This window comes from Pseudomonas corni (assembly GCF_057128765.1).
On record NZ_JBSKHW010000009.1, the window covers coordinates 55,674 to 81,925 of the forward strand.

Below are 26,252 nucleotides of genomic sequence, written 5' to 3' on the forward strand. Positions count from 1 at the left end.
ATGGCTACCTCTGGTCAATACATCGACCGCCTGGCCACCTTGCATTTCATTGCATTGGTCAATGCATTCGTCGGTGAATCGGGACACTCCACTCAAAGCCTGTTGCTTGGAACCGATCTGGTTGCCGATGACCTGCGAACCGGCGACAAGCTGATTTCGGTGGAGCAGGAATGCGTGATTCTGCGCAATGCCTGGCGTCTGACCGAAGCCAAGCATCTGGGCCTTGAGCTTGGCCATCGTTGCCGGCTGGCAGCCTACGGTTTTTTTGGCTTTACCTTGTTGTCGAGCCCCGACTTGCGTGCGGCCCTTGAGCTGTTCTTCGAATACCCGTTGCCGCTGGGCACAGGATTCGAGTTGACCCTGGTGCAGGAGCAGGGCCGTGCCTGGCTGAACATCGACGCTGCGTTCGACATCGAGGACGAGCTGCGCTGGCTGGCAATCGAGTTCTCCCTTACCGCATTGCAGAGCGTGATGGCCGATCTGCTTTACCAGACGTTGCCGTTGGCAGCGGTCAACATCGGCTTTGCCGCCGAGCCTCTGTGTGCGCCTTATCTGGAATACTTCAATTGTCCGGTCACTTTCGATGTGTCCCGGCCTACCAGTCTGTCGTTCGATGTCCGATGGCTGGATCAACCCTTGCCCTGCGCAGACCCATCCGCGCACCGCGAGATGAAAGCCCGCTGCTCGGTGCTCAAGTCCCACCTGGAAAGCCCGCGTGACTTTCTGACCAGCGTCAGGTCGGCGATCTGCGCAGGCTTCGATACGTCGCCTTCGCTGAGTAATGTCGCGACTACGATGGCCTGTTCCAGCAAGACGCTGCAACGCCATTTGCGTGCTGCCGGCACCAGTTTCAACGAACTGTTGTGTGAGACCCGCTATCAGCGCGCGCGGGAATTGCTGGTGCGCCAGGTGCCGGTTTCACGCATCGCTCAGGACCTGGGCTTCAGCGAGGCGGCAGCGTTTCGCAGAGCCTTTCAACGCTGGAGTGGCTGCACGCCGTCGCAGTATCGATCCCAGGCCAGACTCTGACCCTTGCCCAGACATCGGGCCTGTACAAGTGTCGTCTACGATCCCCCTTTTTGACCTGTTTGCGCCTTCAGTGACGCCGCTATAGCCCGGACAATCCATGGCATGCGGTCAGCAATGACCTGGGGTTCTGTTCATTGCACATGGGGAAGACGGTGATGAAAGTGTCGGTTCGCTTTTTGGCGGCGGGTGTCGGGGCAATGTACGCAGGCGCAAGTTTCGCGCTGGATTCATTTCAGATCGGGGACGTGGTCGTTGAGCCCTCCGTCACCGTAGGCGGGGCCTATCTCTATCACAAGAACCAGGCATTTGGCGGGCGCACCAGCAGCATCGGGCTTGAGGTCGACCGCACATCGAGCCGCTTTGAAGGGTTCGTCCTGCCGGGGATAAAAGTGACAGGCCCGCAGACTGAATACGGCACGCTGTTCGGTGGCGCATCGGCGGTAGGGGCGATGACCCGTGGTGGCAGCGACGCCGGGGGCTTTACCCATGACAACCCGGAATCCATCGCGATGGAAACGGCTTTCCTGGGTTGGAAGAGCGGGGATCTGTTCTCCTCTCTGGGCAAGGACGCCGTCACAATCAGCGGCGGTCGCCAGAACTTCATGATCGATAATGGCTTTCTGATGGGCGACGGCCACGCCGACCAGGGCAGGGATGGCGCGGCCTGGATCGGACCGCGCACGGCTTATACCAACACCCTCATTGCCCAGTTGAACACCGGCAAGGTTCACGCCGACCTGTTCGACCTGACCGCCAACGCTGATCTGGAATACGCCGATTACAAGGAACGCCTGCGGATGCGCGGCGCTAACCTGGAGTGGCGCGACACTCTAGGCACCCTGGGCGCGACCTATTACCACACGATGGACGCCGACAATGCCTCGCGCGATGGCGTCGATGTGTACGACCTGCGCGCCAAGGGCACACCGTTTACCGCGCTGCCGCAAGTAAGTCTGGCGGGAGAGTATGTCTGGGAGAAGGGCGGCGATACCGACAAGTCCGCTCACGGTTGGTATGCCCAGGCCAACTATGCGTTCAGCGACGTGCCGTGGACGCCGACTTTGACCTACCGCCGCACTCAGTACTCTGATGACTATGATCCGATGACCTACGGCTACGGCGGCGAATACGGCACCTGGTACCAGGGCGAGATCGTCGGCGAATACATGCTGTTCAACAGCAATGTGAACATCGACATGTTGAAGCTGGCCGTGCAGCCGCGCCAGGACGTGAGCGTAGGTCTGATGGGTTTTCGGTTCCAGCTGGATAAAAAGCCCGAGGGCGTTACCAGCCGCGACTTCGCCAAAGAGGTCGACCTGTACGTCAACTGGACCGTAACGCCGGCCATTACCCTAAGTGCGGTCTATGGGCTGGCAGTGCCGGGGGACGGAGGCAAGCAGATGTTCGGCGACAACGACCGGTCCAACCTGTTCGAGACCTTGGTGACCTGGACATTCTGATCCAGGCTGCGGATGGCTACGCAGGGTTTGCCTTTCTGCGTGGCCGTTATTCACCTGTTAATGTCTGGCGCCAACCTGTGACCGGCCAGAAAGCCGCTCTATATTCGCCCCACGAGCTCATTTTGTGTGCGCCACCAGGCGTCGTGTCGTTAACCGATTCCCAAGGAACCCATCATGTCCAAGGCTTCCCTCGTTACTCTGCCAGGCGATGCATCTGTTGAGCAGGTCGTCGAAATCATCGAGCGTGATGGCGGGGTCATCATTGCCGACTTTCTGACGGGTAGCACATTCCAGGAACTCAAGCAGCAGATCGACGTTGCCCTGGATACTTCCACGTTTGGCCACGAAGACTTTTTTGTCGGCACCGCCACCCGTCGCGCGAGCCGCCTGTTCGCCCGCTGCAGCCGCATGGTCGATGTGGTCATGCATCCTCTTTATCTGGGCGCCGCGCGCAAGATCCTGCAAAAGCCGGTGTCAGTGTGGTTCGGTCACGAGCGCACGACGGTCACCCCGCAAATCCAGATTGGCATGACCCAGGCTATCCAGATTTACCCGGGCCAGGGTAAGCAGCCGTTGCACCGCGATGACACCAGTTTCCTCTGGCGCCACCCCAACTACGGGCGTGAGGCGCGTTTGCAGATCATGCTGGCGATCACCGAGTTCAACGAAACCACCGGGGCGACCAAGGTCATTCCCGGCAGCCACAAATGGGACGATGAACGCCGTCCGGAGCCTGAAGAAACGGTTGACGCGATCATGGCGGTCGGCTCGGCCATGCTGTTCATTGGCTCCACTTATCATGGCGGTGGCACCAACAGCAGCGACCAGCCACGCACCGGGCTGACCATGGGTATCGACCTTGGCTGCGTGCGTCAGGAAGAAAACCAATACCTCTCGGTGCCGTTCGACGTGCTCAAAGGCCTGCCCGAAGAAGTACAACGCTTGCTCGGCTGGGACGCGGGCGAGAACTTCATGGGCTGGGTGGAGCAGGGCGGCAAAATGGTCAGCCCTCATACTCACTTGCAGTCGGACGACGTGTTGCGCTCTCTCGGTCTGGTTGGTGGCATGCATTAATGCACTGTGTCATAGCGATCTTCCCTACACGCCGTCTGAGCGAGCAGACGTCAACAACCAAATCACCAACGCCACAGCACTGATTGCCGCACCCAGCAGGCTGACGGCAACCCATCCCCAGCGCGCGTAGGCTTGGGTCGCTGCCACTGCACCCAGCGCGCTGCCGGTCGAGTAAAAGCACATGTAGGCACCGACCATGCGGCTTTGCGCGTCAGGGCGAGCGGCGAAAATCAGGCTCTGGCTGGTGACGTGGACGGCTTGCACGGCGAAGTCGAGCAGTATCACCCCGCACACCAACGCCACCAGAGAGGTTTGCGCAAAGCTGATCGGGATCCAGGAAAGCAACAGCGCGCACAACGCAAGACCGGTGACCCGCTGGCCAAGCCCTCGATCGGCCCATTCACCTGCACGTCTGGCGGCCAGGGCACCGGCAACTCCGGCCAGGCCGAACATGCCGACAGCGGTGTGAGACAGGGACAGAGGCGGGGCGCTCAATGGCAGCACCATTGCTGTCCATAACACCGAAAACGCAGCAAAGATCAGCAGGGCCAGCAGTCCACGAATTTGCAAGACAGGTTCGGCAATCAGCAGTCTGAAAAGCGAGCGGATGAGTGCGAAGTACGAGTCTTGAGGCGTTGACGACGCAACGTGAGGAAGCCTTTTGCGCAGCACGCCGGCGAGGATAACCATCAGCCCTGAGGACACGAAATAAACGGCGCGCCAACCTGCCAGATCCGCGATCAGGCCGCAGGTGAATCGGGCCAGAAGAATCCCCAGCACAATGCCACTGGTGACCGTGCCGACAGCCTGTCCGCGCTTTGAGGGCGATGACAGGGAAGCGGCGTAGGTTACGATCACCTGAACCACCACGGCCATCAAACCCACAACCATCATCGCGCCTAGTAGCGAGAGCCACGCTTGTGACGCGCCGACGGCCGCGAGCGCAATGGCGGACAGCACGATCTGACTGAGGATCAGCCGTTTGCGGTTGACCAGATCGCCCAGCGGGACAATGAGAAACAGTCCCAGCGCGTAACCCACCTGCGTAGCCGTGACCACGAGGCCAATCACCGCGGACGTCACGTCCATACTTTCGGCCATGGACTCCAGCAACGGCTGCGCGAAATACACGTTAGCCACAGCCAGTGCACAGGTGACCGAGAGCAAAAGCATGAGCGATGAGCTAAAGCCAGACTGGCGGTCATCACTCGGTGGGTTCATATCCCAAGGCGTCTGGCTTGTGCGAGACCTTGAAACACAATGGCTCGGCGATTCGGTCTCAGCTGTCATAAAGCCTTCCATGTGAGTAAGCTGGTTTCAATTAGCAACTGGAAAGGATTTTTGCGCAATCCTGTTTCAAATTGCAACCAGTCTGTGTCCGGCTCAGCCAAGCGATGAGGCGGATCTACTTTTAAAAAAGGTTAACAAATGGCCGAACACGATTTGTCACACGCCAATGAATGCCCTGTCGCCAGAACGCTGGAAGCCATTGGTGATCGCTGGTCGCTGATGATTATTCGTGACGCGTTTGACAATATTCGCCGGTTCAGCGAATTCCAGAAGAGCCTGGGCGTCGCCAAGAATATTCTGGCGTCGCGCCTTAAAACGCTGGTTGAAGTCGGGGTGTTCGACATCGGACCCGCCTCGGATGGCAGTGCGTACAAGGAATATGTGCTCACCGAGAAAGGGCGAGAGATCTTTCCGATCGTCGTCAGCATGAGGCAGTGGGGAGAGCGCTATCTGTTCACGCCGCAGGAGACGCGCTCGGTGCTGCTGGACAACGCAAGCGGGCAACCGTTGATGCCGATTGCCGTGCGTTCTTCAAGCGGTCTGGCCGTTGGGCCGTCTGATTGTCGCCGGGTGAGGGTTCAGGCGCAGGCGTCTTGAATTGACTCACGCCCGCAACCTTCAGCGTCTTGCTAAGCCAAAGCGTCGCGCTTGGCGAAGATGTTTGCCATTTGCTCCGGGTTCTCGGTGCCCTACGTACACAGCGGCACGATCGCCTCAGCCAGGCTGCGGGCCAGCGGGGTAAGCATGTAGTCCACGCGCGGGGGGACTTCTTTGTAGTCGGTGCGCGTCAGCACATGCTCGGCTTCCAGATCCTTCAATTGCGGGATCAGCACCTTGTCGCTGACGCCCAGCATCAAGCGTTTCAGCTCACCGTAGCATTTGGGCCCGTCTCGCAAAAAAAACACGACCAGCGGTTTCCACTTGCCAGAGATGATGCGCAGCGTGGCGCCGTTGAGCAGGGCATCAGGTTCCTCGCCAAAATCTTCCGAGAACCTGAGGATTTCATCCTCACTGGCGTCAAGCACCTTGGCCAATGCAGCGCGGCGCTGTTCGAGCGGTACTTCGCGCAGATCCAGGCCGTTGAGGTAGGGCAGGTCGAACAGGTAGTAAATGCTAGCGCCGCTCTGGCCGGACTCGAACGCGTTCTGCAGCGCCTGAAAGTCAGGAACGCCTTCCTCGTTGGCGACCAATATTTCCCCGTACGCCAGGCGGATTCAAGCCCCAAAGCGGCAATGGCCTCGGCTTGACGGGGCAGCTTGTGCGTCCAGTCGTGACCGTTACGCGTGAACAGCTGAACCTTGCCGTCTTCCACTCTGGCGATGATGCGGTAGCCGTCGAATTTGATTTTGTAACGCCAATCGCCTTGCCGCGCCACCGCATGCTCAGCTTCGCGGGCAAGCCTCGCAAACAGGATTTGTGTGCGCCGCAATACCGCTTCTGCGCGAAGCGCGTAGGAGTCTGGCTTGCCGACGATGGGCTGCGAAGCAGTCCTGAAACCAGACGCCGCCATGCAAACGAATGTAAATAATCTGCAAAGGTCGCCCCGATCGCTTGTCCGTACCCGTCGCGCAGGGCTAAATGGCGCAACAATTTGAAACACCCCTCTCGCAGGACCCTTTGGCCCGCCTGGATTTGCCCGGCTTAGCCCTCTGCTAACCGTGCGTTGACCTGCGATTGCCCGCGTTGCCCCGTTGACCGTCACACCCTTGTTCCTGGCCCGTAGCCCTTTGTCCACACAGAAGTATCCAATGATCCAGATTTCGGCAGCCCGCTCACGCAAGCGCCTTGTTTTACTCGCGCTCCTGATAGCCGCAGCCATTGGCGCTGTCTTTGTCTACCTCAAGTACAGTTCGCCTGCCGCACCTGCGACTGGCGCGGGCAGCACCGCAGCAGCAAGCCCTGGCGGGCGGCACGGCGGACCGGGGATGACCGACCCTAATCTGGCGGTCAGCGTTGCCGTCGGCACGGCGGGCACCGCGGATGTCCCGGTCATTCAGCAGGCGCTGGGCACGGTCATTCCCAATTATTCGGTCACCGTCACCAGCCGCGTGGACGGCGAACTCATGGCCGTGTACTTCACCGAAGGCCAGTACGTGAAGAAAGGCCAGTTACTGGCGCAGATCGATCCGCGCGCCTATCAAGCCACCCTTGACCAGTACCAGGGCGACATGGCGCAAAACCAGGCACTGCTCAAGAGCGCGCAGTTGACCGTCGAGCGCTACAAGCGTTTGTTCGCCAAGGACTCCATCGCCAAGCAGGACCTGGACACCCAGACCGCCACCGTCGGCCAATACGCCGGTGCCGTGAAGGCCGATCAGGGGCAGATCGATGCCGCCAAACTCAACCTGATCTACGCCAAAATCGTCTCGCCCATCGACGGCTACGTCGGCCTGCGCCTGGTGGACCCCGGCAACATCGTGGCGTCCAGCAGCACCACCGGCATCGTCACCGTGACCCAGACCAACCCCATCGCCGTGACTTTCAGTTTGCCCCAGGCCCAGTTGGCCACGCTGCTGCCCAAGGTGCGCAAGGGTGAAGCGTTGAGCGTGCAGGCCCTAGATCAACTGGGCACCACGCCGCTGGCCACGGGCACGCTGAAATTCATCAGCAACGAAATCGACACCACCACCGGCAGCATCAAGCTCAAGGCGCAGTTCGATAACCCGGACGAGAAGCTTTACCCCAATCAGTTCGTCAACGTAAAGCTGACCACCGATACCCTGCGCAACGCCGTGGTTGTGCCTTCTGCCGCCGTGCAACTGAGCAGCGACGGCGAGTTTCTGTACGTGGTCAAGGACGGCAAGGTCAGCCGCCGTAGCGTCAAGGTCGGCCCGGCACTGGGCGAGCAGACGGTGATCACCCAAGGCGTAGACAAAGGCGATCAGGTCGTCACCCGTGGCATCGACCACCTGCGTGAGGGCAGCAAGGTCGAAATCGAAAAACCCGCCAGCACCGATGTCGCTACAGGTAAAACCGCGACGCCCGCTGCCGGCAACGTCACGCCATGAACCCATCAAGGCTGTTTATCCAACGCCCGGTCGCCACCATGCTGCTGATGCTGGCGGTGTTGCTTGCGGGCATTTTCGCGTACCGCCTCCTGTCCACTTCGGCGCTGCCGGAAGTCGATTACCCGACCATTCAGGTGAGTACGTTGTATCCCGGCGCCAGTTCCAGCGTGCTGGCTTCGGCGGTGACGTCGCCGCTGGAGCGACAGTTGGGGCAGATGTCGGGCTTGTCGCAGATGTACTCCACCAGTTCGGCCGGTGCGTCGGTGATTACGCTTAAGTTCTCGCTGGACTTGTCACTGGACGTCGCCGAGCAGGAAGTGCAGGCCGCCATCAATGCCGCCGACAGCTTGCTGCCGACCGACTTGCCAAACCCGCCCACTTACAAAAAGGTCAACCCTGCCGACACGGCGGTGCTGACCCTCGCGGCTACGTCCGACAGCCTGCCGCTGACCCGTGTGCAGGATCTGGTCAACACCCGCGTAGCGCTCAAGCTCTCGCAGATTTCCGGCGTCGGGATGGTCAGTCTGGCGGGCGGGCAACAACCGGCGGTGAAGATCGAGGTCAATCCCACCAGCCTGGCGGCCCACGGCCTGACCCTGGAAGACGTCTACGACAAGGTCAACGCCGCCAACGTCAACGGCTCCAAAGGCGGGTTCGACGGCCCGTCGCATTCGATCACCATCGACGCCAACGACCAGTTGCGTGACGCCGTGGAATACGGCGAGCTGGTGCTGGCCTATGAAAACGGCGCCGCGTTGCGTCTCAAGGACGTCGCGACCACCGCCGAAGCGCCCCAGGATCAATACCTGTCTGCCACCGCCAACGGCCAGCCAGCGATTGTCATTGCCGTGCAGCGCCAGCCTGGCGCCAACGTCATCGAAGTGGTCGACAGCATCAAGCAGAAACTGGTGACCCTGCAAACGGCGTTGCCGGATTCGGTCAAGCTCACGGTGGTCAGCGACCGTACGCAAACCATCCGCGCCTCGATCAAGGACGTGCAGATCGAACTGCTGCTGTCCATCGGTCTGGTGGTGCTGGTGACGTTCGCCTTTCTCGGCAATTTCACCGCGACCCTGATTCCCAGCCTCGCGGTGCCGTTGTCGCTGGTGGGGACGTTCGGGGTGATGTATCTGGCGGGTTTCAGCATCAACAACCTGACATTGATGGCGCTGACAGTTGCCACCGGCTTCGTCATCGACGATGCCATCGTGGTGGTGGAGAACATCTCCCGGCATCTGGAGGAGGGTGAGGACCCGATGACGGCGGCCTTCAAGGGCTCGCAGGAAATCGGTTTTACCATCATCTCCCTGACGTTCTCGTTGATTGCCGTGCTCATCCCCCTGCTGTTCATGGGCGATGTGGTGGGGCGGTTGTTCCGCGAGTTCGCCATTACCCTGGCGGTGGCGATTTTGGTGTCGATGGTGGTCTCTCTGACCCTGACGCCGATGCTCTGCGCCCACTTGCTGCGTCATGTGCCCGAAGACAAAAAGGGGCGCTTTGCCGCATGGGGCGATCGTCAGTACCAGAAAGTACTGAACGGTTATGACCGTGGCCTTGTGTGGGTGCTGGATCACCAACGCCTGACCCTGCTGATCGCCGTTGGCACCGTGGCACTGACCGCCTTGCTGTATCTGGTGGTGCCCAAGGGTTTCTTCCCGACCCAGGACACCGGCCTGATCCAGGGTTTCACCCGGGCTTCTCAGGATGTCTCGTTCAGTGAAATGGCCCGCCGTCAGCAATCGATGGTTGAAGTGGTGCGTCAAGACCCGGCGGTGCAGTCGGTGTCATCCACCATTGGCGTCGATGGCAATAACAACTCGCTGAACAATGGCCGCCTGCAGATCGAACTCAAGCCGTTCGAAGACCGGGATGACACCGCGACCCAGGTCATCACCCGACTGGAAAAATCCGCCGCTGCCGTGGCCGGTATCCAATTGAATCTGGTGTCGTCCCAGGACCTCACCGTCGACGACCAACTGACCCCGAGCCAATACCAATTCACCCTGGACGATTCGGAAAGCGCCAACCTGTCAGCGCTGATCCCACGGCTGATGGAGAAGTTGCAGCACCGCCCGGAAATGCGCGATGTCATCGACAATCTTCAAGACCAGGGCCTTGTGGCCTATGTCGAGCTGGATCGGGCCGCGGCCATGCGCTACGGCATCAGCGCTTCGGACGTCGATACGGCGCTGTACAACGCCTTTGGTCAGCGCCTGATTTCCACCATCTTCACTCAGTCCAACCAGTACCGCGTGGTGCTGCAAGTGCCGGGTAAATTCCAGCAATCGCTGGCAGCTTTCGACAACATTTATCTAGCAGCTGCCACTGGCACCACTACGGCGTCCACCGCCAGTAGTAACTCGTCCAGCACGACTACGACGACTGCTACCACCACCCCGGCGCAGATGGTGCGACTGACTGATATCGCCAAAGTCGGCCAGCGCACCGGTTCGCTGTCCCTCAGCCGACTGGACCAGTTCCCGGCCGTGACCCTGTCATTCAACCTGGCCGACGGTTATTCCCTGGAACAGGCTCAGCAAGCCATCACGCAAGTGATGACCGAGCTGGATGCGCCCACCAGCATCACCCTGCGTTACCAAGGCGCGGCTGAAGCTTTTCAGGCTGCGACCGGCAACACGCTGTGGCTGATTCTGGCGGCACTGGTCACGATGTACATCGTGCTGGGCATGCTTTACGAGAGCTTCATTCACCCGGTGACGATTCTGTCGACGCTGCCATCGGCGGCCATTGGCGCGTTGCTGGCGCTGCTGCTGACAGGGACCGAATTCAGTCTGATTGCCCTGATCGGGGTGGTGTTGCTGATCGGCATCGTGAAGAAGAACGCAATCATGATGATCGACTTCGCCCTCGAAGGGCGCCAGCACCAGCGGCTCAATGCACGGGATGCCATTCACCGCGCGGCGCTGTTGCGTTTGCGGCCGATTCTGATGACCACTCTGGCGGCATTGTTCGGCGCCTTGCCGCTGATGCTCGCCACCGGCGCCGGGGCAGAGCTTCGTCGTCCACTGGGCTTGGTGATCGTGGGCGGGCTGTTGCTCAGTCAAGTGCTGACGCTCTTCACCACGCCGGTGATCTACCTGATGTTTGATCGCCTGTCCGAGCGTGCCAAGGTACGGCTGAACCGGGGCAGGGCGCAGGCATGAACCTTTCGCGGCTGTTTATCCGTCGCCCGGTGGCGACGTTGCTGCTGAGCCTGAGCATTACGTTGGCGGGTATCCTCGGCTACGCGCTGCTGCCGGTTGCGCCGCTGCCTCAGGTGGATTTCCCGACCATCATGGTCAGCGCTTCGTTGCCCGGCGCCAGTCCCGAAACCATGGCGGCCACTGTCGCCACGCCGCTGGAGCGCAGCCTCGGACAGATCGCTGGCATCACCGAAATGACGTCCACCAGCAGTCAGGGATCGACCACGCTGATTCTGCAATTTGAACTGGATCGCGACATCAACGGCGCCGCCCGTGACGTGCAGGCAGCGATTAACGCATCGCGCAGCTTGCTGCCCAGCTCCATGCCTTCGCTGCCGACTTACCGCAAAGCCAACCCTTCCGAAGCGCCGGTGCTGATGCTGGCGTTGACCTCTTCCACCCGCAGCCCCGGCGAGCTCTACGACCTGGCCTACAGCAAGTTGCAGCAAAAAATCGCCCAAGTGAACGGCGTGGGCGAAGTCTCGGTGCGTGGCGGCGCTTTACCCGCAGTGCGGATCGACGTTCAGCCCAACCTGCTCAACCACGCCGGTATTTCACTGGAAACAGTGCGCACCGCCATCAACAACGCTACCAAAGCCAAGCCCAAGGGCATCTTGCAGGGTGATACCCAGAGCTGGGTGATCGACGGCAACGACCAGATCGACAAGGCCGCCGACTACCGTGAACTGGTCATCACCTACCAGGACGGCGCTGCCGTTCGCCTGCGCGATGTAGCCAACGTCTACGACTCAGTAGAAGACATGTTCGTCGGCGGCTACTACAACGGTCAGCCCTCGGTAACGCTGGGCGTGACTCGGCAGGCTGGCGCCAACATGCTCAAGACCATCGACAGCATCAAGGCGCTGATCCCCGAGCTTCAGCGCGAGATCCCCGGGGACGTGCAACTGATCAGTGTCATCGACCGTGGCCCTACGGTGCGCTCGTCGTTGCACGACACTGAAGAAACCCTGCTGATCGCCACCTTGCTGGTGATCGCCGTGGTCTTTGTTTTCCTGCGCAATGCGCGCGCCACGTTGATTCCGGCGGTGGTGCTGCCGGTGTCGCTGATCGGCACCTGCTCGATCATGTATCTGCTGGGCTACAGCCTCGACAACCTGTCGTTGATGGCGCTGATTATCTGCACCGGTTTCGTGGTGGACGACGCCATTGTGGTGCTGGAAAACATCGCCCGTTATCAGGAGCAAGGCATGCGTCCGCTGCGGGCGGCGCTGATGGGCACTCGGGAAGTGGGCTTCACCGTGCTGTCCATGACCCTGTCGCTGATCGCCGTGTTCATCCCGATTTTGCTGATGGGCGATATCGTCGGGCGGCTGTTTCGCGAGTTCGCGGTGACGTTGAGCATCGCGCTGTGTTTGTCGATGCTGGTGTCGCTGAGTCTTACGCCGGTGCTGTGCGTCATGCTGCTGCGTCAGCCCGCCCACGACGCCAAAGTGCCGCGCCTCTATCGATGGATCGAAACCGGCCTGGCGCGGATGCAGGTGGCCTATCTGACGGCGCTGACGTGGGTGATGCGCCACCGGTTGCTGACGCTGTTCAGCCTGCTGCTGACCGTAGGCTTCAACGTGTATCTGTATGCCACGGTCGCGAAAGGGTTCTTCCCGGCTCAGGACACCGGCGTGTTGATGGGCGCGGTGCGTGCCGATCAGAGCATCTCGTTTCAGGCCCTCAAACCGCACCTGATGCAGATCGCCCACGACCTGGCCGCCGACCCGGACGTGGAGGCGGTGATGTCCTCAACCGGCAGTGGCCGCGCGGGCTCGCGCAACACCGGGGACTTCTTCATCCGGCTCAAGGATTACAAACAGCGCACCAGCAGCGCGGCGGCGGTGGCGAACCGGCTGACCAAGGCCAACAATACCGTGGCGGGGATTCAGGTGTTTCTCATGCCCGCTGAAGACATCCGCGTCGGGGGCCGCAGCGCCAACGCGACTTACCAGTTCAGCCTGCAGGCCGATGATCTGGACCTGTTGCGGCTGTGGGCGCCGAAGGTAGAAACGGCGCTGCGGGCATTGCCGCAATTGACCGGTATCGACTCTGATTCCCAAACCGGAGGGCAGGAACTCAAACTGCACATCGACCGCGCCGCTGCCAGTCGGCTTGGGGTGAGCGTCAGCGATATCGATAACCTGCTGAACAACGCCTACAGCCAACGCCAGGTCGCGACGCTGTACAAAACCCTGAACCAATACCATGTGATCATGGGGCTGGACCCGGTCTACACCAGCGACGCCACCATGCTTGATCGCATGTACGTGATCAACAGCGATAACCAGCAGGTGCCCCTGACCGCGTTCGCTACTTTCAGCCCCGATAACGCGCCTTTGGCCGTGGCGCACCAGGGCCAGTCGGCGACCAGCACCATTGCTTTCAATTTGCAGGAAGGTGTGTCGCTGGATCAGGCGACGGTGGCCATCAATGCGGCGGTCGACAAAGTCGGGATGCCCCGGGACATCCAGTACGGTTTTGCCGGCACCGCCCAGGCCTACGCGTCGCTGGCCGCGAGCATGCCGTGGTTGATCGCCGCCGCGTTGCTGGCGGTGTATATCGTGCTGGGGGTGCTCTACGAGAGTTATATCCACCCTCTGACGATTCTCTCGACTTTGCCCTCGGCCGGGGTTGGAGCACTGTTGTTGCTCAAGGTGATGAACATGCAACTGACGGTCATCGCGCTGATCGGCATTTTGCTGTTGATCGGCATCGTCAAGAAGAACGCCATCATGATGATCGACTTCGCCCTGATGGCTGAGCGCGACCGCAAGCTGTCGCCGGAACAGGCGATCATCGAGGCCTGCCGCATGCGTTTCCGGCCGATCATGATGACCACGCTGGCGGCATTTTTCGGTGCCTTGCCCCTGGCGCTGGGCAGCGGCGGCGATGCCGACCTGCGCAAGCCGCTGGGCGTTGCCATCGCTGGCGGCCTGGTACTCAGCCAATTGCTGACGCTGTTCACCACTCCCGTGGTGTACCTCTATCTCGACCGCCTGAGCCGAATCTCCCGGGATTTCTGGCACACGCGTATTCGCCGCACCCACGTGCCCGGCCGACTGAACAGGTTTGAATAAATGAATGCTTTTTTGCCGTCTCGCCTGTGTCTCGCTGTGCTGTTGGCCAGCAGCCTTTTGGCTGGCTGCATGGTCGGCCCCGACTACAAGAAACCTGCTGCGCCGATCTCCACCACGTTCAAGGAAGCCGAAGGCTGGAAGGCGGCTAACCCTCAGGACGAGCTGCCAAAAGGCCCCTGGTGGGAGCTTTATCAGGATCGGCAATTGAATGCGCTGGTCAGTCAGGTGCAGCTCAATAACCAGAACGTCGCGCTGTACGCCGCGCAGTATCAACAGGCGTTGGCGCTGGTGCGGCAGTCTCGCGCCGAAGAGTTCCCCCTCTTGACTGGCACAGGCGCGAGCACTCGCAGCGAAACCGGCACCGGGTCTTCTTCCGGCAGTACCGGGGGCGGTGGGGTAAGCAAGCAGCACTCGGCGTCCCTGGATCTGAGCTGGGAAGCGGACATCTGGGGCAAGCTGCGGCGCACCAATGAGCAGGACCGCGCGAGCGCTCAGGCCAGCGCCGCCGACTTGGCGAATGCCACCTTGAGTGCGCAATCGTCCCTGGCACAGAATTATTTCCAGCTGCGCCTGCTCGATCAGCGTATCGCCCTGTACCGCGAGACCATCGCCGGATACGAGCGCTATCTGCAGATCATCCAGAACAAGTACGACGAGCAAATCTCCTCGCGGGCCGATCTGGCCACCGGCAAGACTCAGCTGCAAAGTGCTCAGGCCTCGATGCTCGATCTGCAGTGGCAGCGCGCGCAGTACGAACACGCCATCGCGCTGCTGATGGGTAAACCGCCGGCTGATTTTGCGCTGGCGGCGGACCCGGCCTGGCAGTATCACGTGCCGAACGTGCCGCTGGGTGTGCCCAGTCGTCTGCTGGAACGCCGCCCGGACATCGCCGCTGCCGAACGGCAAATGGCGTCCGCCAACGCCGCTGTAGGTGTCGCGACGGCGGCGTATTATCCGGATTTGACCCTCAGCGCCAGCGGCGGCTATCAGGGCTCGACCATCAGTAACTTGTTCTCGCTGCCTAACCGCTTCTGGTCCATCGGCCCGAGCCTGACCGGCACAATCCTCGATTTTGGCGCGACCAAAGCCGCCGTTGAGCAGTCGCGGCATGCCTACGACGCCACGGTCGCGACCTATCGTCAGACGGTATTGACTGGTTTGGGCGAGGTCGAGGATTACCTGGTGGAGTTGCGTACGCTGGAGCCAGAGTTGGTAGCACGAAAGAATTCTGCGCTGTCGGCGGAGGACTCAGCGTCGGTGAGTCGCGATCAGTATGAAGCCGGGGTCATTGATTACCTTGACGTCGCCACCACCCAGGCCACCAGCCTGAACGAACGCCAGACCCTGCTCAGCCTGGTCGCCACGCAGTTGATCACCAGCGTCCAGCTGCAGGCTGCGCTGGGAGGATCGTGGGTGGCGCAGGAGTGAGCCGCCCCTTTGGACGGGGTTTAAATCTGGCTCGAATTTCGGCTGAGTCGCCGATCAACAGTGGGAGCGGACCTGTCCGCGAAGGCTATCGGCAAGGCGCTAGAAATCTGCCGCCTGCACCGGCTTATTCGCGGACAGGTCCGCTCCCGCGGGATTTGCGTCAGACCTTAAGTTCGCCTGCGCTGGCAATCCGGGTTGAAGCGAGGCTTGCCCGCGAAGCTGAGACCGGGGTGTTTCAGGTGCATCGCATCGGACGGGCGCGACTTCGGAGCCTTCCGCTTCTGCCGAAGGCGTAGGAGCTCACGGAGGTTACGACGTCAGCGATGGGCTGGGGACCAGCCCCAAACCCATCAGCTCGGTATCTGCGACGGACCGGATGACTGACTCAGCGATAGCGTTCCAGCCAGTGAGCGTAAGGCGCAGGCAGGGTCCAGGAAGCGTTGTCGACACCCAGTTCCTTGGCAGCAAAATAAGCCCAATGTGGATCGGCCAGATGCGCGCGACCTACGGACACCAGGTCCAGTTGCCCGGCCTCAACAGCATCGTTTGCCAATTGCGGAGTGCCAAAACCCCAGGCGGAGGTGACCGGCAGACCGGTTTCCCGACGCACGCGTTCCGCAACAGGGCCCATGAAAGCAGGGCCCCACGGAATGTTGGTCTCCGGGATGGTGAAGCCAACACTCACGCTCAACAGATCCAGCCCACCGTCTTTGAAACGACGCGCCAGTTCGATGGATTCGGTCAGCGTTTGCTCATCGCGTCCGTCGTACTCGATGACACCAAAGCGCGCAGTCAACGGCAGGTTCTCTGGCCAGACTTCGCGGACAGCGGCAAGCGTTTCCAGCAGGAAACGACTGCGGTTGTCGAAGCTGCCACCGTAGGCGTCGGTACGCTGGTTGGAGAGCTCGGAGAAGAAACTCTGGCCCAGGTAACCGTGGGCGAAGTGCAGCTCGATCCATTCAAAGCCTGCTTCGCGGGCGCGGCGTGCGGCGTCAACAAAATCCTGACGTACGCGGGCGATGTCTTGCAGGGTCATTTCTTCCGGCACTTTCGGCAGATTGGCGCCGAACGCGATCGGGGAGGGGGCTATGGTCTTCCAGCCTCTTGGATCGGTGTCAGCGATATGGTCGTCGCCTTCCCATGGGCGATTGGCGCTGGCTTTGCGCCCTGCATGGGCGATCTGAATACCCGGAACAGAACCTGCTGCCTTGATCGCCTTCACGACGGGCACGAAGGCCTGAGCGTGCTCGTCGCTCCAGATGCCGGCGCAACCCGGAGTGATACGACCTTCAGGGGAAACGGCCGTCGCCTCGACGACTACAAGTCCGGCGCCGCCACGGGCCATGCTTGCCAGGTGAACCTGGTGCCAGTCATTGATTACGCCATTGTCGGCCATGTATTGGCACATCGGCGGAATGGCGATCCGGTTGCGCAGGGTGACGTCCTTCAGTGTGAACGGCTCGAACAGTGCTGACATCGGGGTACTCCAGATAAGTTTGCTTTGCTTGTTCGATAGTATTCGAAATATGGCGTCATTTGAAACCCCCGGCTATCATGCCGCCATGCCCGCCTTCAAACACCCACCGCCATCCGACTTCGCTCTTGAGCGCGTCTTTCACGCCTTGAGCGACCCCGTGCGTCTTGAAATCGTTCGTTGTCTGGCCGGCGTTGCCGAGGCGACGTGCGGTGAGTTGGACGGTGGTCGCCCCAAATCCAGCATGTCCCATCACTTCCGGGTGCTGCGCGATGCAGGGCTGGTTCAGACGCGCAATGTCGGCACTACACACATGAATTCGCTGCGTCTGGAAGAACTCAATCTGCGTTTTCCGGGCTTGTTGCAGAGCATTTTGGCTCAGGCGTGAATGCGGGCTGAAAACCCGCGATAAGGCAAAGATGTTTCTGTGTATGACAGTGTTATGCCTCTGGTATACCATTGGTCTTTTCACCCGATGAGACCACCATGAGCATTGCTGTCACTGACCATCAGCTGTCTTCGGTTGTTTCCCGGATTCGTCCTTCCGCCACGGCGGCCATCGCAGACGCTGCACGGCGAATGGCTGCTGAAGGTCGCGCCGTCATCAGTCTCAGCACCGGCGAGCTGGATTTCGATACTCCGGAACACATCCAGCAAGCCGCCATCGACGCCATGCGTCAGGGCCACACTCGTTACACCAGTGTCTCGGGTACCGCTGCGCTGAAGCAGGCGATCATCGGCAAGTTCGAACGTGACAATGGCCTCGGCTACACGCCCGATCAGGTGATTGCTTCTACCGGCGCCAAGCAAATCATTTTTAATGCCCTACTGGCGACCCTTGAGCCCAGCGACGAAGTGGTCTTCGTCGCGCCTTACTGGGTGTCGTACCCGGAAATGGTCCTGCTGACTGGCGCCACCCCCGTGGCCGTGATGCCTGAGCCGGGTGATGACTTCAAGCTCACCGCGCAATCGCTGGCGGCGGCGCTGACGGTCAATACCCGCTGGTTGCTGCTCAATTCCCCAGGCAACCCGTCCGGCGCGTTGTACAGCGCTGAAGAGTTGCAGGCGCTGGGCGACGTGCTGAAGGGCTATCCGCGCGTGCTGATCATGTCCGACGACATCTACGAGCCCATCGTATTTGAAGGGCGCTTCGCGTCGTTCGCTCAAGCCGTGCCTGAACTGTATGACCGCACGCTGACCATCAATGGCGTCTCGAAAAGCCACGCCATGACCGGTTGGCGCCTGGGTTATGCCGGTGGCCCGCAATGGTTGATCAAGGGCATCGAGTTGTTGCAGTCGCAAAGCACCACAAACCCTTCCTCGATCAGTCAGGCTGGCGCCGTTGCAGCATTGAACGGCCCGCAAGACTTCATCGGCCACTGGCGTGAGCGCCTGCGGGTGCGACGCGATCATGCGGTAGCGGTGTTCGCCAGCGCTCGACCGCTGCTCAATGTGGCCTGTCCGCCAGCGGCGTTTTATCTGTATGTCGAATGCGGCGCCTTGATCGGCAAGCGCACACCGGCCGGGGCGGTCATCGCCAGCGACGTCGATTTGTGCCGCTATCTGCTTGAGTCCGGCGGCGTGGCGGTGGTGCCGGGCACTGCGTTTGGTCTGGCACCGTATTTTCGGGTGTCCTATAGCGTCAGTGACGAAGATCTGGCCAATGCCTGCCAGCTCATCGTCGATGCGTGTCGGGCGCTGGTGTGACGCTGATGTCTTCGTTCGAAGACTTGCCGGAGCCAGACTGGACGCTGGCCGATACGCTGTTTATCACCTTGCACGCACTGACTTTCGACGGCATCGGCATCACCCGAGACAGCTATGGCCCAGGCGAGCAGCGTGCCCATGATCTGCTGCGCGAGCATGCCGAACTGTCCGGTTTGCAGGTGTCAATGGACGCTGCGTTGAATCTCTACATCACCCTGCGTGGACGCACGCCCGATACTGCCGTGGTCATGACCGGTTCGCACCTTGATTCCGTCCCCCGTGGCGGCAATTACGACGGCGCTGCGGGTGTGGTGGCCGGGCTTGCGGTGCTGAGCGGCTGGCGCAGGGGCGGCTATCAGCCGGAACATGACGTCACGGTCATGGCTATTCGCGCCGAAGAGAGCGCCTGGTTTCCGGTGTCTTACGTCGGCAGCAAGGCCGCGTTCGGCCTGTTGCCTGCCCAGGCGGTGCTGGCCAGACGCGCTGATACCGGCCAGACCTTGAGCGAACATCTGACGCGACTGGGTGGTGACCCCCACGCTCTAGCCACGCAAGTGGCAGCGCTGAACCCTGCGGACATCGACTGCTTTGTCGAAGTCCACATCGAGCAGGGCCCGGTGCTCATCGACGCCGGAGTACCCCTCGGCGTCGTCAGCGGTATCTGCGGCAGCCTGCGTTATCGGCGCGCCAGAGCCTTGGGTTTTTATGCGCATTCCGGCGCCACGCCGCGCAGCCATCGGCGCGATGCGGTGGTTGCCGTCAGCCAGTTGGTGGTGACGCTGCAACAGCTGTGGCAAGATCTGGAGCACGAAGGCCACCAGCTGACGGTGACGGTAGGCCAGTTCGCGACCGATCCGGTCCAGGCCGATTTCAGCAAGGTGAGCGGGCAGGTGGATTTCTGTATCGATCTGCGCTCGCAACAACCAATGACGCTGGCTCTGATGGATGAGCGATTGCAGCGCGCTATCGATGAGATTGCGACCCAGCACGGTGTGACATTCGACCTTGGCGAGCGCACGCAAAGTACGCCTGGGGTGATGTCAGCACAACTGATCGCTGACTTGAACAATGCTGCGCAATCCATTGGGCTGCAAACCCGCTGCATGCCGAGCGGCGCGGGCCACGATGCGGCAGTGTTCGCGGGGCAGGGCATTGATACGGCGATGCTGTTCATCCGCAATGCCAATGGCAGCCACAACCCGGACGAGGCCATGAGCAGCGAGGATTTTCAGGCGGCGACGCAGGTTTTGGGAAAAGTGCTCGCTCAGCGCGCGGGGTGAGAGGCTAGCAGCGACGCGGCAATTTGCGCCGCACCCAAGACCTCTGTAGTAGCGCGCTTGCCCGTGAAGCTTTCATATCTGCCGACAGAAATTCATCGGATGTACTTCGGTCTTCGATGGCAAGCGCGCTCCTACAAAACGGCAAGCCCGGCAGGGCAGCTCACATCAGAGCTGGCTGAAGCGGCTAATGATGCCTTGTCGAACACTGTCGATGTGTGCGGCGGCAGCGTGTTGCGCGGCTTGCGCATCGCCGTTGCGCAGCGCCTCGATGATCGCCAGATGCTCCTGATAGCCGATTTTGAGTGCCTGCACGATCGCCAGATGTTCCTGGTGAGCGCTTTCAAAACGCTCCGGCGCGACACTCAGGTTGAACATCCGGGTCTTCAAACGCAGGGTTTCGATGTACTGGGTCAGCAACAGATTGCCGCTGTAGTGCGAGATCATCTGGTGCAGCTTGCTGTCGACGATCCAGTCTTCCTCGGCGTTGGGCACTTCGGCTTCCAGCAGGCGCCGCACGCTGGCTTCCAGCTCGTCGAGCTCGGCGATGGGCACGCGACCGGCTGCCAGGCGCGCAGCTTCGGCTTCCAGCGTTCGGCGCACGTGCAGGGTCTCGATCAGTTCACGGATGGAAAACTGCCGGACCACCAGCGTGCGGCCGGCGGTGCGACTGATCAGTCCTTCGTTTTCCAGGCGGGTCAGGGCGTCGCGAACGGGAGTGCGGGAAATGTTCAGCAGCTCCGCCAGCCTGCGCTCCTGCAGCACGGTGTTGGCCGGCAGCTCTCGACTGATGAGCATCTGCAGCATCGCGTCGTACGCTTTGGCGCTCAGATTCTGTTCCCGTTCACCGAGGAAGTCGGCTGTGGATTTGATCGGTTCCATAAGTCACTTCACGCTGGGGCTATCGGACAAAAGTGGATTGGCAGCCGGTAAACGGGAGCGGCTGCCAAGGACGCTGCGGATTTTACGCTGTGTCGCTCATCGCGCGATAGCACGCGGCGTAACTTGTCCGCAGATTACTGCGCCAGGGTGCGGACCGGATCTTTGGGGGCCGGGTCATAGCCGATCAAGTCGCTGGTCAACTTGGCATAGGTACCGTCGGCTTTCATGTCCGCCAGTGCCTTGTTCACTGCCGCTACCAGATTGGGCTTGCCTTTCTTGAACGCAAAACCCTTCTGGATGTGGCTGACGTAGTCGTCGGTCATAGTGATCGGCAGGCCCACGTGCTTGATCAGATACGCGCCGGTGATCGAGTCGGTGATCACTGCATCGAGATTGTGGTTGGCGAGATCCTGCACGGTGTCCGACTCGGACTTGTAGCTCTTGACCACCGCGCCGTGTTCCTCGGCCAGTACCGCATACGTGGACGACACTTGAGTGCCAACGCGCTTGCCCTTGAGGTCAGCGGCAGATTTGATTGGCGAATCCACGGGCGTAAGGATGCGCGCGCCGGATTCAATCCAGCCATCGGAGAACACGATCTGTTTCTGGCGAGCCGGGGTGATATCCATCGCCGCAGTGCTGACATCGAACTGGTTGGCTTCCAGGGCCACCAGCAACGAGTCCCACTGCACCAGCATCGGCGTGTATTCCAGGTTCAGGCGCTTGGCGATTTCCTTCATCACCCGAATCTCCAGACCGTCGAGCTGACCGTTGGGGCTGCGCATGGTGAAGGGCGGGAAGGTGCCCAGGGTGGCGACTTTCAACTGTCCGGGCTTCAACAATTCCAGGTCATCGGCCACCGCTTGGGCGCCGAAGCTGAGGACGCAGAGGGCAGTGAAGAGCTTGAAGAAATATCTGACGTTCATAGGGTGCGTACTCCGTTGCGAATTCATGTTTGGACTCAACGCTCAGCTCAAACGAACCTGCCGGCGTTCCATCCAGGACGACAGTTGCGTCAGCATCGTGGTCAGGATCAGGTAGATCACTGCCGTTGCGATGAAGAACTGGAACGGGCGGAAGGTCGTGGAAATAATCGTCTGCGCATAAAGCGTCAGATCGACCACGGTGATTGTGGACAGCAGCGAGGTGTTTTTCAGCGCGGCGATAGCTTCGTTGGTCAGCGGCGGCAGAATGATGCGAAACACCTGAGGCAGGACAATGCGCACCATGGTTTCCGGGTGACTCATGCCCAGTGCTTGTGATGATTCAAACTGCCCGGTTGGAATGGCCAGCAGCCCGGAGCGGATGATCTCTGCCACGTAGGCGCCACTGTTCAGACCCAGTGCAATCACGCCGGCCATGAACGGCGAGGGGTTAATGCCCAGTTGCGGCAGGCCGAAGTAGATGATGAACACCTGAATCAGCGCCGGTGTGCCGCGAATGAACCATACGTAAAAGCTGGCAATGGCGCGAAACACCACAAAATCCGAGCGCTTGCCCAACACTGCCAGCAGGCCGAAGACCCAGCTCAGGACGATGGTTGCAACCGTGATCAGCAGGACCACCCAGGCAGCTTCCATGAAACCGGCACCGTAGAGAGAAATGTCGCTGTACAACTGGTTCATTGCGCGTTCTCCACGGCTTTGGGCGTGATGTCTTCATGCAGGATGCGTTTGAGGAACTGGCGCAGGCGTTCGTTCTTTGGGTTGCGCAGCACTTCTTCAGGCGGTCCGTCCTCGGCGATGCAGCCCTGATCGAAATACAAAACGCGGCTTGCGACGTCGCGGGCGAAAGCGATTTCGTGGGTCACCAGCAACATGGTCATGCCTTCGGCCGCCAGTGAGGCAATCAACGCGAGCACTTCGCCGACCAGTTCAGGGTCCAGCGCCGAGGTCGCTTCGTCGAACAGCATCACCTTGGGTTTCATCGCCAGCGCGCGGGCGATGGCCACCCGTTGCTGCTGTCCGCCGGACAATTTGCCAGGGTACTGGTCGCGTTTTTCGAACAGCCCGACCTTGGTCAGCAGCGCTTCACCTTCCTTGATGGCCTGTGCCTTGGGGATTTTCAGCACGCGCATCGGCGCTTCAATCACGTTCTCCAGCACGGTCTTGTGCGGCCACAGGTTATAGCTCTGGAACACCATGCCGATCTGCGCGCGCAAGGCTCGTAGTTGATCGGGAGTTGGCTGGGCGCGGGCGCCGTCGCGGAAATCGAAAGAGAAGTCCTGAAACTCCATGAATCCCTGCTGCGGCATCTCCATCACGTTCAGGCAGCGCAAAAACGTACTTTTGCCCGAACCGCTGGCGCCGATGATCGACACCACCTCACCGGGATACACGTCCAGGGCCACGTTCTTGAGCACATGCAGATCGCCGTAACTTTTGCTCAGCTCTTTGATGCGCAACATCGGCTTGACTGCTTGGGTCATGAGGTCATTTCCTGAGCCGGGAGAGGGTGGATGCACCAGGCGATATCGCTAGGCTGGCGACCGGCGCCATTGATCGGGGTGATGTCCTGCGGACAGGCCGACAACACCACCATTACGTCCATGTCGGCGCGCAGGGTCACGCTGTCCCCGGCTTTGGAGCGCGGCGGGACACGTTGCACGCTGCCGTCTTCGGCCACCGGAATATTCATGAACAGGTTCAGCGAAGCGGGCGTGTAGCTGCACTGCAATCCCTGCTCGGCCAGCGCTTCGTGGAAGTTGTCAGTGCAGCTGCGGTGGTACTCGGTGCAGCCCAACTCTTGATAGATTGCGCCGTTACATGGGCACAGCAGGGTGTCGTGACGACCGGGGGAGGTGTCTTCAATCAGCGTAAGCATGGGCCGGCGCAGGTTGCTGACCAGGGTCATGCCGGTTTCGAAAAATATATTGCTGTTGATCGAGCGAGTGTGTTCCAGCGCGCTGCATTCCTGACTGTCGGTCAGGTTCACCGCCCAGGCATCCACCACCTGGCTGCCGTGCAGGTTAATAATGCGGATGGCCTCGCCCTTGCAGAGCTTGACGGCGGTCCCTCGCGTGGCCTTCAGGATTTGCTGCACTTCATCATGGGGCGCTAAAAGGGGCATGACGTCCTCGCTTGCTTCGAACAGATCGCAGAAGGCTTTCGGTTCTGGTAGATTTTCGGTATACCAATGGAATGCAATGTAAATGCCATTGTGTATTCCAACGTCGAAAACCAGCGAGAGCGCCATGAACCAGTGTCTGATGCCGCAACCCATTCACGCCTCTGGCATCGAGATCCTGCGCGCCGCGGGACTTAACCCGTTGATCGGCGAAGAGGCGTGCCGGTTAGCAGACCCGCATCGGGTGGTGGCAGGTATTTTCCGCAGCAGTCGCTTCGGGCGACCCGAGATGGAGCGCTTCAAAAACCTGCGCGTCATTGGGGTGCATGGTGCGGGCTTCGACAATATCGACCTGCTGGCGGCACGGGATTTCAACATTCCCGTGTTCAACACCCCGGGCCGTAACGCCCGTTCTGTGGCCGAACATGCGATCACGTTGATGTTCGCGCTGAGCAAACAGCTAGTGCAAAGCGATCAGGCGGCTCGGGCTGGAGACATGGCGTTCCGTTTCGGGGCACAGCTGCGCGAGCTGCACGGGCAGACACTCGGCCTCGTCGGTTTCGGCGCCATCGGCAAGGCCACTGGAGCGCTGGCGGTTGCGTTGGGCATGCAGGTGCAGGTATTTGCTCGCAGCGCCACGCAGGAACAATTGGCCGCATTGGGCATGCAGCGCGCAGACAGTCTTCAGGCGCTACTCAACAGCAGCGACATTGTCTCGCTGCATTTGCCTTCGGTGCCGCAGACGTACCACCTCATCGGCGCGCAACAGTTGCGCGAAATGAAGTCGACGGCGTTGTTGATCAATACCGGCCGCGCGCCGCTGGTGGACGAAGCGGCACTGATCGATGCGTTGCAGACCGGTGTGATTGCGGGGGCGGGACTGGACGTTTACGCCTTCGACAGCATGGCCGCCGACTACCCGCTGCTGCACCTGCCCAACGTCCTGCTGACCCCGCACACCGGTGCTTCCACCGAACAATCGCTGATCCGCGTGGCGACCGCCGTGACCCAGGGTGTGGTGCATGTGCTGGCCGGTGGGGAGCCGCAGGATCGCCTGGCCTAGAGATGAGCCCCGGTTTGCCGCCCCACCCTGTAGGCGCCCACTCGTCGGCGAAGGGATTTGGGCCCGAACCCGGCCAGCCGCCTCGCGAACATCAGCTGGGTCAACGAACGTTGTGGGAGGGAGCTTGCTCGCGAATGGTAGGTACATTCACCGCCTGCGTGCAGCCTGTCGCGAGCAAGCTCCCTCCCACAGTTTCCGGCAGCTCAATCGCGCAGTTTGTGCGGGAAGGGAATGCCCGACAGGGGCGTATGAAATCAGATACCGCTGTTGATCCACATCCACACCGGCAGGGTTACCGCCGACAGGATGGTCGTCAGGCAAATGGCCGAGCTGGTTTTCTGGCTGTCCTCCAGAGAGCGAGCGAAGCCCAATACGTTTACCCCGCTGGGGTTGGCCGCCATCAACACCAGTACGCCACGGGGCATGCCGTCGATGCCCAGTAGCACGCAGGCGGTCAGCACCAGCAACGGCAAGGCAATGAGTTTGGCGAAGGTGATGCCCACGGCGTACAGACTCGGCCGCAAGCGATAGCCGGAAAGATTGGCGCCCAGGACGATCAGCGCGCAGGGCAACGCCGCCTGCGCCAGCCAATTGGCCAATTGCAGGCTCCAGCCGGGCAGCGCCAGGTCCGAGAGATTGACCACCACGCCCAGCAGCAGGCCAATGATCATCGGGTTGGCCAGGCTCGATATGAGCGTGGCGGGTTTGAACGGCTCGCTCCCGGCCACGCTGTTGTAAAGGCTCTGGAAACTGAACAGCAACAGACTGTGGACCGCCAACACCGTAAACAGCAAAACCAGACCGCCACTACCGAACAAGCCGGCGACCATGGGAATGCCAATTAAAGCGTTATTACCGAACGCGGCAGTCAGGCCGAAAGGGGTAGGGCGCTTGATAAAACGATGGGCAACCAGATTGACGCAGGTAAACACCAACAAGGCGGGCACGAAGTACGCCACCAGCACTTTCACATTCAAGCCGTCATGCAGCGGCGCGTTGACCATGCCGGTGAACAGCACCATCGGCATGAACAGCTTGAACGCCAGGTTGCCCAGCGCCTTGTTGGTGGCGGGTTCGAGAGCGCCACGACGGGCCAGTACGTAGCCGATGATGATCAATAGAAAGATCGGCAGGATCGTTTGCGGGACAGACACGGCGCAGGCCTCAGAAAAAAGTGCGCGCATTATTACCGCGTTGGTTGGGGCCTG

At 60.7% G+C, this 26,252-nt stretch carries 21 protein-coding genes and 1 pseudogene; 12 read left to right on the plus strand and 10 right to left on the minus strand.

Annotation, left to right across the window (positions count from 1 at the left end; genetic code table 11):
* From ACWKV9_RS15285 to ACWKV9_RS15295, 3 genes are all read left to right on the plus strand, one after another.
* Positions 1 to 1,029, plus strand: coding sequence for an AraC family transcriptional regulator (locus ACWKV9_RS15285; RefSeq protein ID WP_483836961.1), 1,029 nt, complete (start codon positions 1 to 3; stop codon positions 1,027 to 1,029).
* Between the two features lie 155 nt (positions 1,030 to 1,184).
* Positions 1,185 to 2,489, plus strand: a complete 1,305-nt coding sequence (locus tag ACWKV9_RS15290) for an alginate export family protein (RefSeq protein WP_483836962.1) — start codon at positions 1,185 to 1,187, stop codon at positions 2,487 to 2,489.
* A gap of 174 nt (positions 2,490 to 2,663) precedes the next feature.
* A complete protein-coding gene (locus tag ACWKV9_RS15295; protein WP_483836963.1) occupies positions 2,664 to 3,563 on the plus strand; it encodes a phytanoyl-CoA dioxygenase family protein in 900 nt (299 codons plus the stop codon).
* Positions 3,564 to 3,587: 24 nt separating this feature from the next.
* On the opposite strand, the gene ACWKV9_RS15300 is transcribed toward ACWKV9_RS15295, so the two are convergent.
* Positions 3,588 to 4,784, minus strand: coding sequence for an MFS transporter (locus tag ACWKV9_RS15300; protein WP_483836964.1), 1,197 nt, complete (start codon positions 4,782 to 4,784; stop codon positions 3,588 to 3,590).
* Positions 4,785 to 4,991: 207 nt separating this feature from the next.
* Here ACWKV9_RS15300 and ACWKV9_RS15305 point away from each other — a divergent pair, with 207 nt between their 5' ends.
* A complete protein-coding gene (locus ACWKV9_RS15305; protein ID WP_483836965.1) occupies positions 4,992 to 5,450 on the plus strand; it encodes a winged helix-turn-helix transcriptional regulator in 459 nt (152 codons plus the stop codon).
* Positions 5,451 to 5,542: 92 nt separating this feature from the next.
* Here ACWKV9_RS15305 and ACWKV9_RS15310 read toward each other — a convergent pair whose 3' ends face one another.
* Positions 5,543 to 5,812: a winged helix-turn-helix transcriptional regulator gene (locus tag ACWKV9_RS15310; protein ID WP_483837113.1), complete on the minus strand. Its 270-nt coding sequence runs from the start codon at positions 5,810 to 5,812 to the stop codon at positions 5,543 to 5,545.
* A pseudogene (locus tag ACWKV9_RS15315) lies at positions 5,798 to 6,216 on the minus strand (ATP-dependent DNA ligase); the annotation flags it as partial. The pseudogene ACWKV9_RS15315 and the gene ACWKV9_RS15310, both read right to left, overlap by 15 nt.
* Before the next feature lie 385 nt (positions 6,217 to 6,601).
* Here ACWKV9_RS15315 and ACWKV9_RS15320 point away from each other — a divergent pair.
* From ACWKV9_RS15320 to ACWKV9_RS15335, 4 genes are read left to right on the plus strand one after another with little or no spacing between them, the layout of a single operon-like run.
* Entirely contained in the window at positions 6,602 to 7,861 is a 1,260-nt protein-coding gene (locus ACWKV9_RS15320; RefSeq protein ID WP_483836966.1) for an MdtA/MuxA family multidrug efflux RND transporter periplasmic adaptor subunit, read from the plus strand.
* A complete protein-coding gene (locus ACWKV9_RS15325; protein ID WP_483836967.1) occupies positions 7,858 to 11,025 on the plus strand; it encodes an efflux RND transporter permease subunit in 3,168 nt (1,055 codons plus the stop codon). Before ACWKV9_RS15320 ends, ACWKV9_RS15325 begins: the two co-directional genes overlap by 4 nt.
* Entirely contained in the window at positions 11,022 to 14,147 is a 3,126-nt protein-coding gene (locus ACWKV9_RS15330) for an efflux RND transporter permease subunit (RefSeq protein WP_483836968.1), read from the plus strand. The genes ACWKV9_RS15325 and ACWKV9_RS15330 overlap by 4 nt, the downstream gene beginning before the upstream one ends.
* Positions 14,148 to 15,575, plus strand: a complete 1,428-nt coding sequence (locus ACWKV9_RS15335) for an efflux transporter outer membrane subunit (protein ID WP_483836969.1) — start codon at positions 14,148 to 14,150, stop codon at positions 15,573 to 15,575.
* Positions 15,576 to 15,960: 385 nt separating this feature from the next.
* Here the strand turns inward: ACWKV9_RS15335 and ACWKV9_RS15340 are convergent, their stop codons facing one another.
* Positions 15,961 to 17,052, minus strand: coding sequence for an NADH:flavin oxidoreductase/NADH oxidase (locus ACWKV9_RS15340; RefSeq protein WP_483836970.1), 1,092 nt, complete (start codon positions 17,050 to 17,052; stop codon positions 15,961 to 15,963).
* A gap of 49 nt (positions 17,053 to 17,101) precedes the next feature.
* Here ACWKV9_RS15340 and ACWKV9_RS15345 point away from each other — a divergent pair, with 49 nt between their 5' ends.
* From ACWKV9_RS15345 to ACWKV9_RS15355, 3 genes are all read left to right on the plus strand, one after another.
* A complete protein-coding gene (locus ACWKV9_RS15345) occupies positions 17,102 to 17,437 on the plus strand; it encodes an ArsR/SmtB family transcription factor (protein WP_483836971.1) in 336 nt (111 codons plus the stop codon).
* 98 nt (positions 17,438 to 17,535) lie between these two features.
* Positions 17,536 to 18,756: a pyridoxal phosphate-dependent aminotransferase gene (locus ACWKV9_RS15350; protein ID WP_483836972.1), complete on the plus strand. Its 1,221-nt coding sequence runs from the start codon at positions 17,536 to 17,538 to the stop codon at positions 18,754 to 18,756.
* 5 nt (positions 18,757 to 18,761) lie between these two features.
* Positions 18,762 to 20,036 carry a Zn-dependent hydrolase gene (locus ACWKV9_RS15355; protein WP_483836973.1) on the plus strand — a complete coding sequence of 425 codons (1,275 nt, stop codon included), beginning with the start codon at positions 18,762 to 18,764 and terminating at the stop codon, positions 20,034 to 20,036.
* A gap of 165 nt (positions 20,037 to 20,201) precedes the next feature.
* Here ACWKV9_RS15355 and ACWKV9_RS15360 read toward each other — a convergent pair whose 3' ends face one another.
* The 5 genes from ACWKV9_RS15360 to ACWKV9_RS15380 all read right to left on the minus strand — a co-directional run bounded on the left by ACWKV9_RS15360 (position 20,202) and on the right by ACWKV9_RS15380 (position 23,984).
* Positions 20,202 to 20,915: a GntR family transcriptional regulator gene (locus ACWKV9_RS15360; RefSeq protein WP_483836974.1), complete on the minus strand. Its 714-nt coding sequence runs from the start codon at positions 20,913 to 20,915 to the stop codon at positions 20,202 to 20,204.
* 134 nt (positions 20,916 to 21,049) lie between these two features.
* Positions 21,050 to 21,841, minus strand: coding sequence for a transporter substrate-binding domain-containing protein (locus ACWKV9_RS15365; RefSeq protein ID WP_483836975.1), 792 nt, complete (start codon positions 21,839 to 21,841; stop codon positions 21,050 to 21,052).
* A 42-nt stretch (positions 21,842 to 21,883) separates the two neighbouring features.
* Positions 21,884 to 22,540 carry an amino acid ABC transporter permease gene (locus tag ACWKV9_RS15370; protein WP_483836976.1) on the minus strand — a complete coding sequence of 219 codons (657 nt, stop codon included), beginning with the start codon at positions 22,538 to 22,540 and terminating at the stop codon, positions 21,884 to 21,886.
* On the minus strand, positions 22,537 to 23,343 hold the full coding sequence (locus tag ACWKV9_RS15375; protein ID WP_483836977.1) for an amino acid ABC transporter ATP-binding protein: 807 nt from the start codon (positions 23,341 to 23,343) through the stop codon (positions 22,537 to 22,539). The genes ACWKV9_RS15370 and ACWKV9_RS15375 overlap by 4 nt, the downstream gene beginning before the upstream one ends.
* Positions 23,340 to 23,984, minus strand: a complete 645-nt coding sequence (locus ACWKV9_RS15380; RefSeq protein WP_483836978.1) for a DUF1989 domain-containing protein — start codon at positions 23,982 to 23,984, stop codon at positions 23,340 to 23,342. Before ACWKV9_RS15380 ends, ACWKV9_RS15375 begins: the two co-directional genes overlap by 4 nt.
* A 124-nt stretch (positions 23,985 to 24,108) precedes the next feature.
* On the opposite strand from ACWKV9_RS15380, the gene ACWKV9_RS15385 reads away from it, so the two are divergent.
* Positions 24,109 to 25,044, plus strand: coding sequence for a hydroxyacid dehydrogenase (locus ACWKV9_RS15385; protein ID WP_483836979.1), 936 nt, complete (start codon positions 24,109 to 24,111; stop codon positions 25,042 to 25,044).
* A gap of 254 nt (positions 25,045 to 25,298) precedes the next feature.
* Here ACWKV9_RS15385 and ACWKV9_RS15390 read toward each other — a convergent pair whose 3' ends face one another.
* The gene (locus ACWKV9_RS15390) at positions 25,299 to 26,198 is read right to left on the minus strand and encodes an AEC family transporter (RefSeq protein ID WP_483836980.1); all 900 of its coding nucleotides are present in this window, start codon (positions 26,196 to 26,198) and stop codon (positions 25,299 to 25,301) included.
* Positions 26,199 to 26,252: the final 54 nt, after the last annotated feature.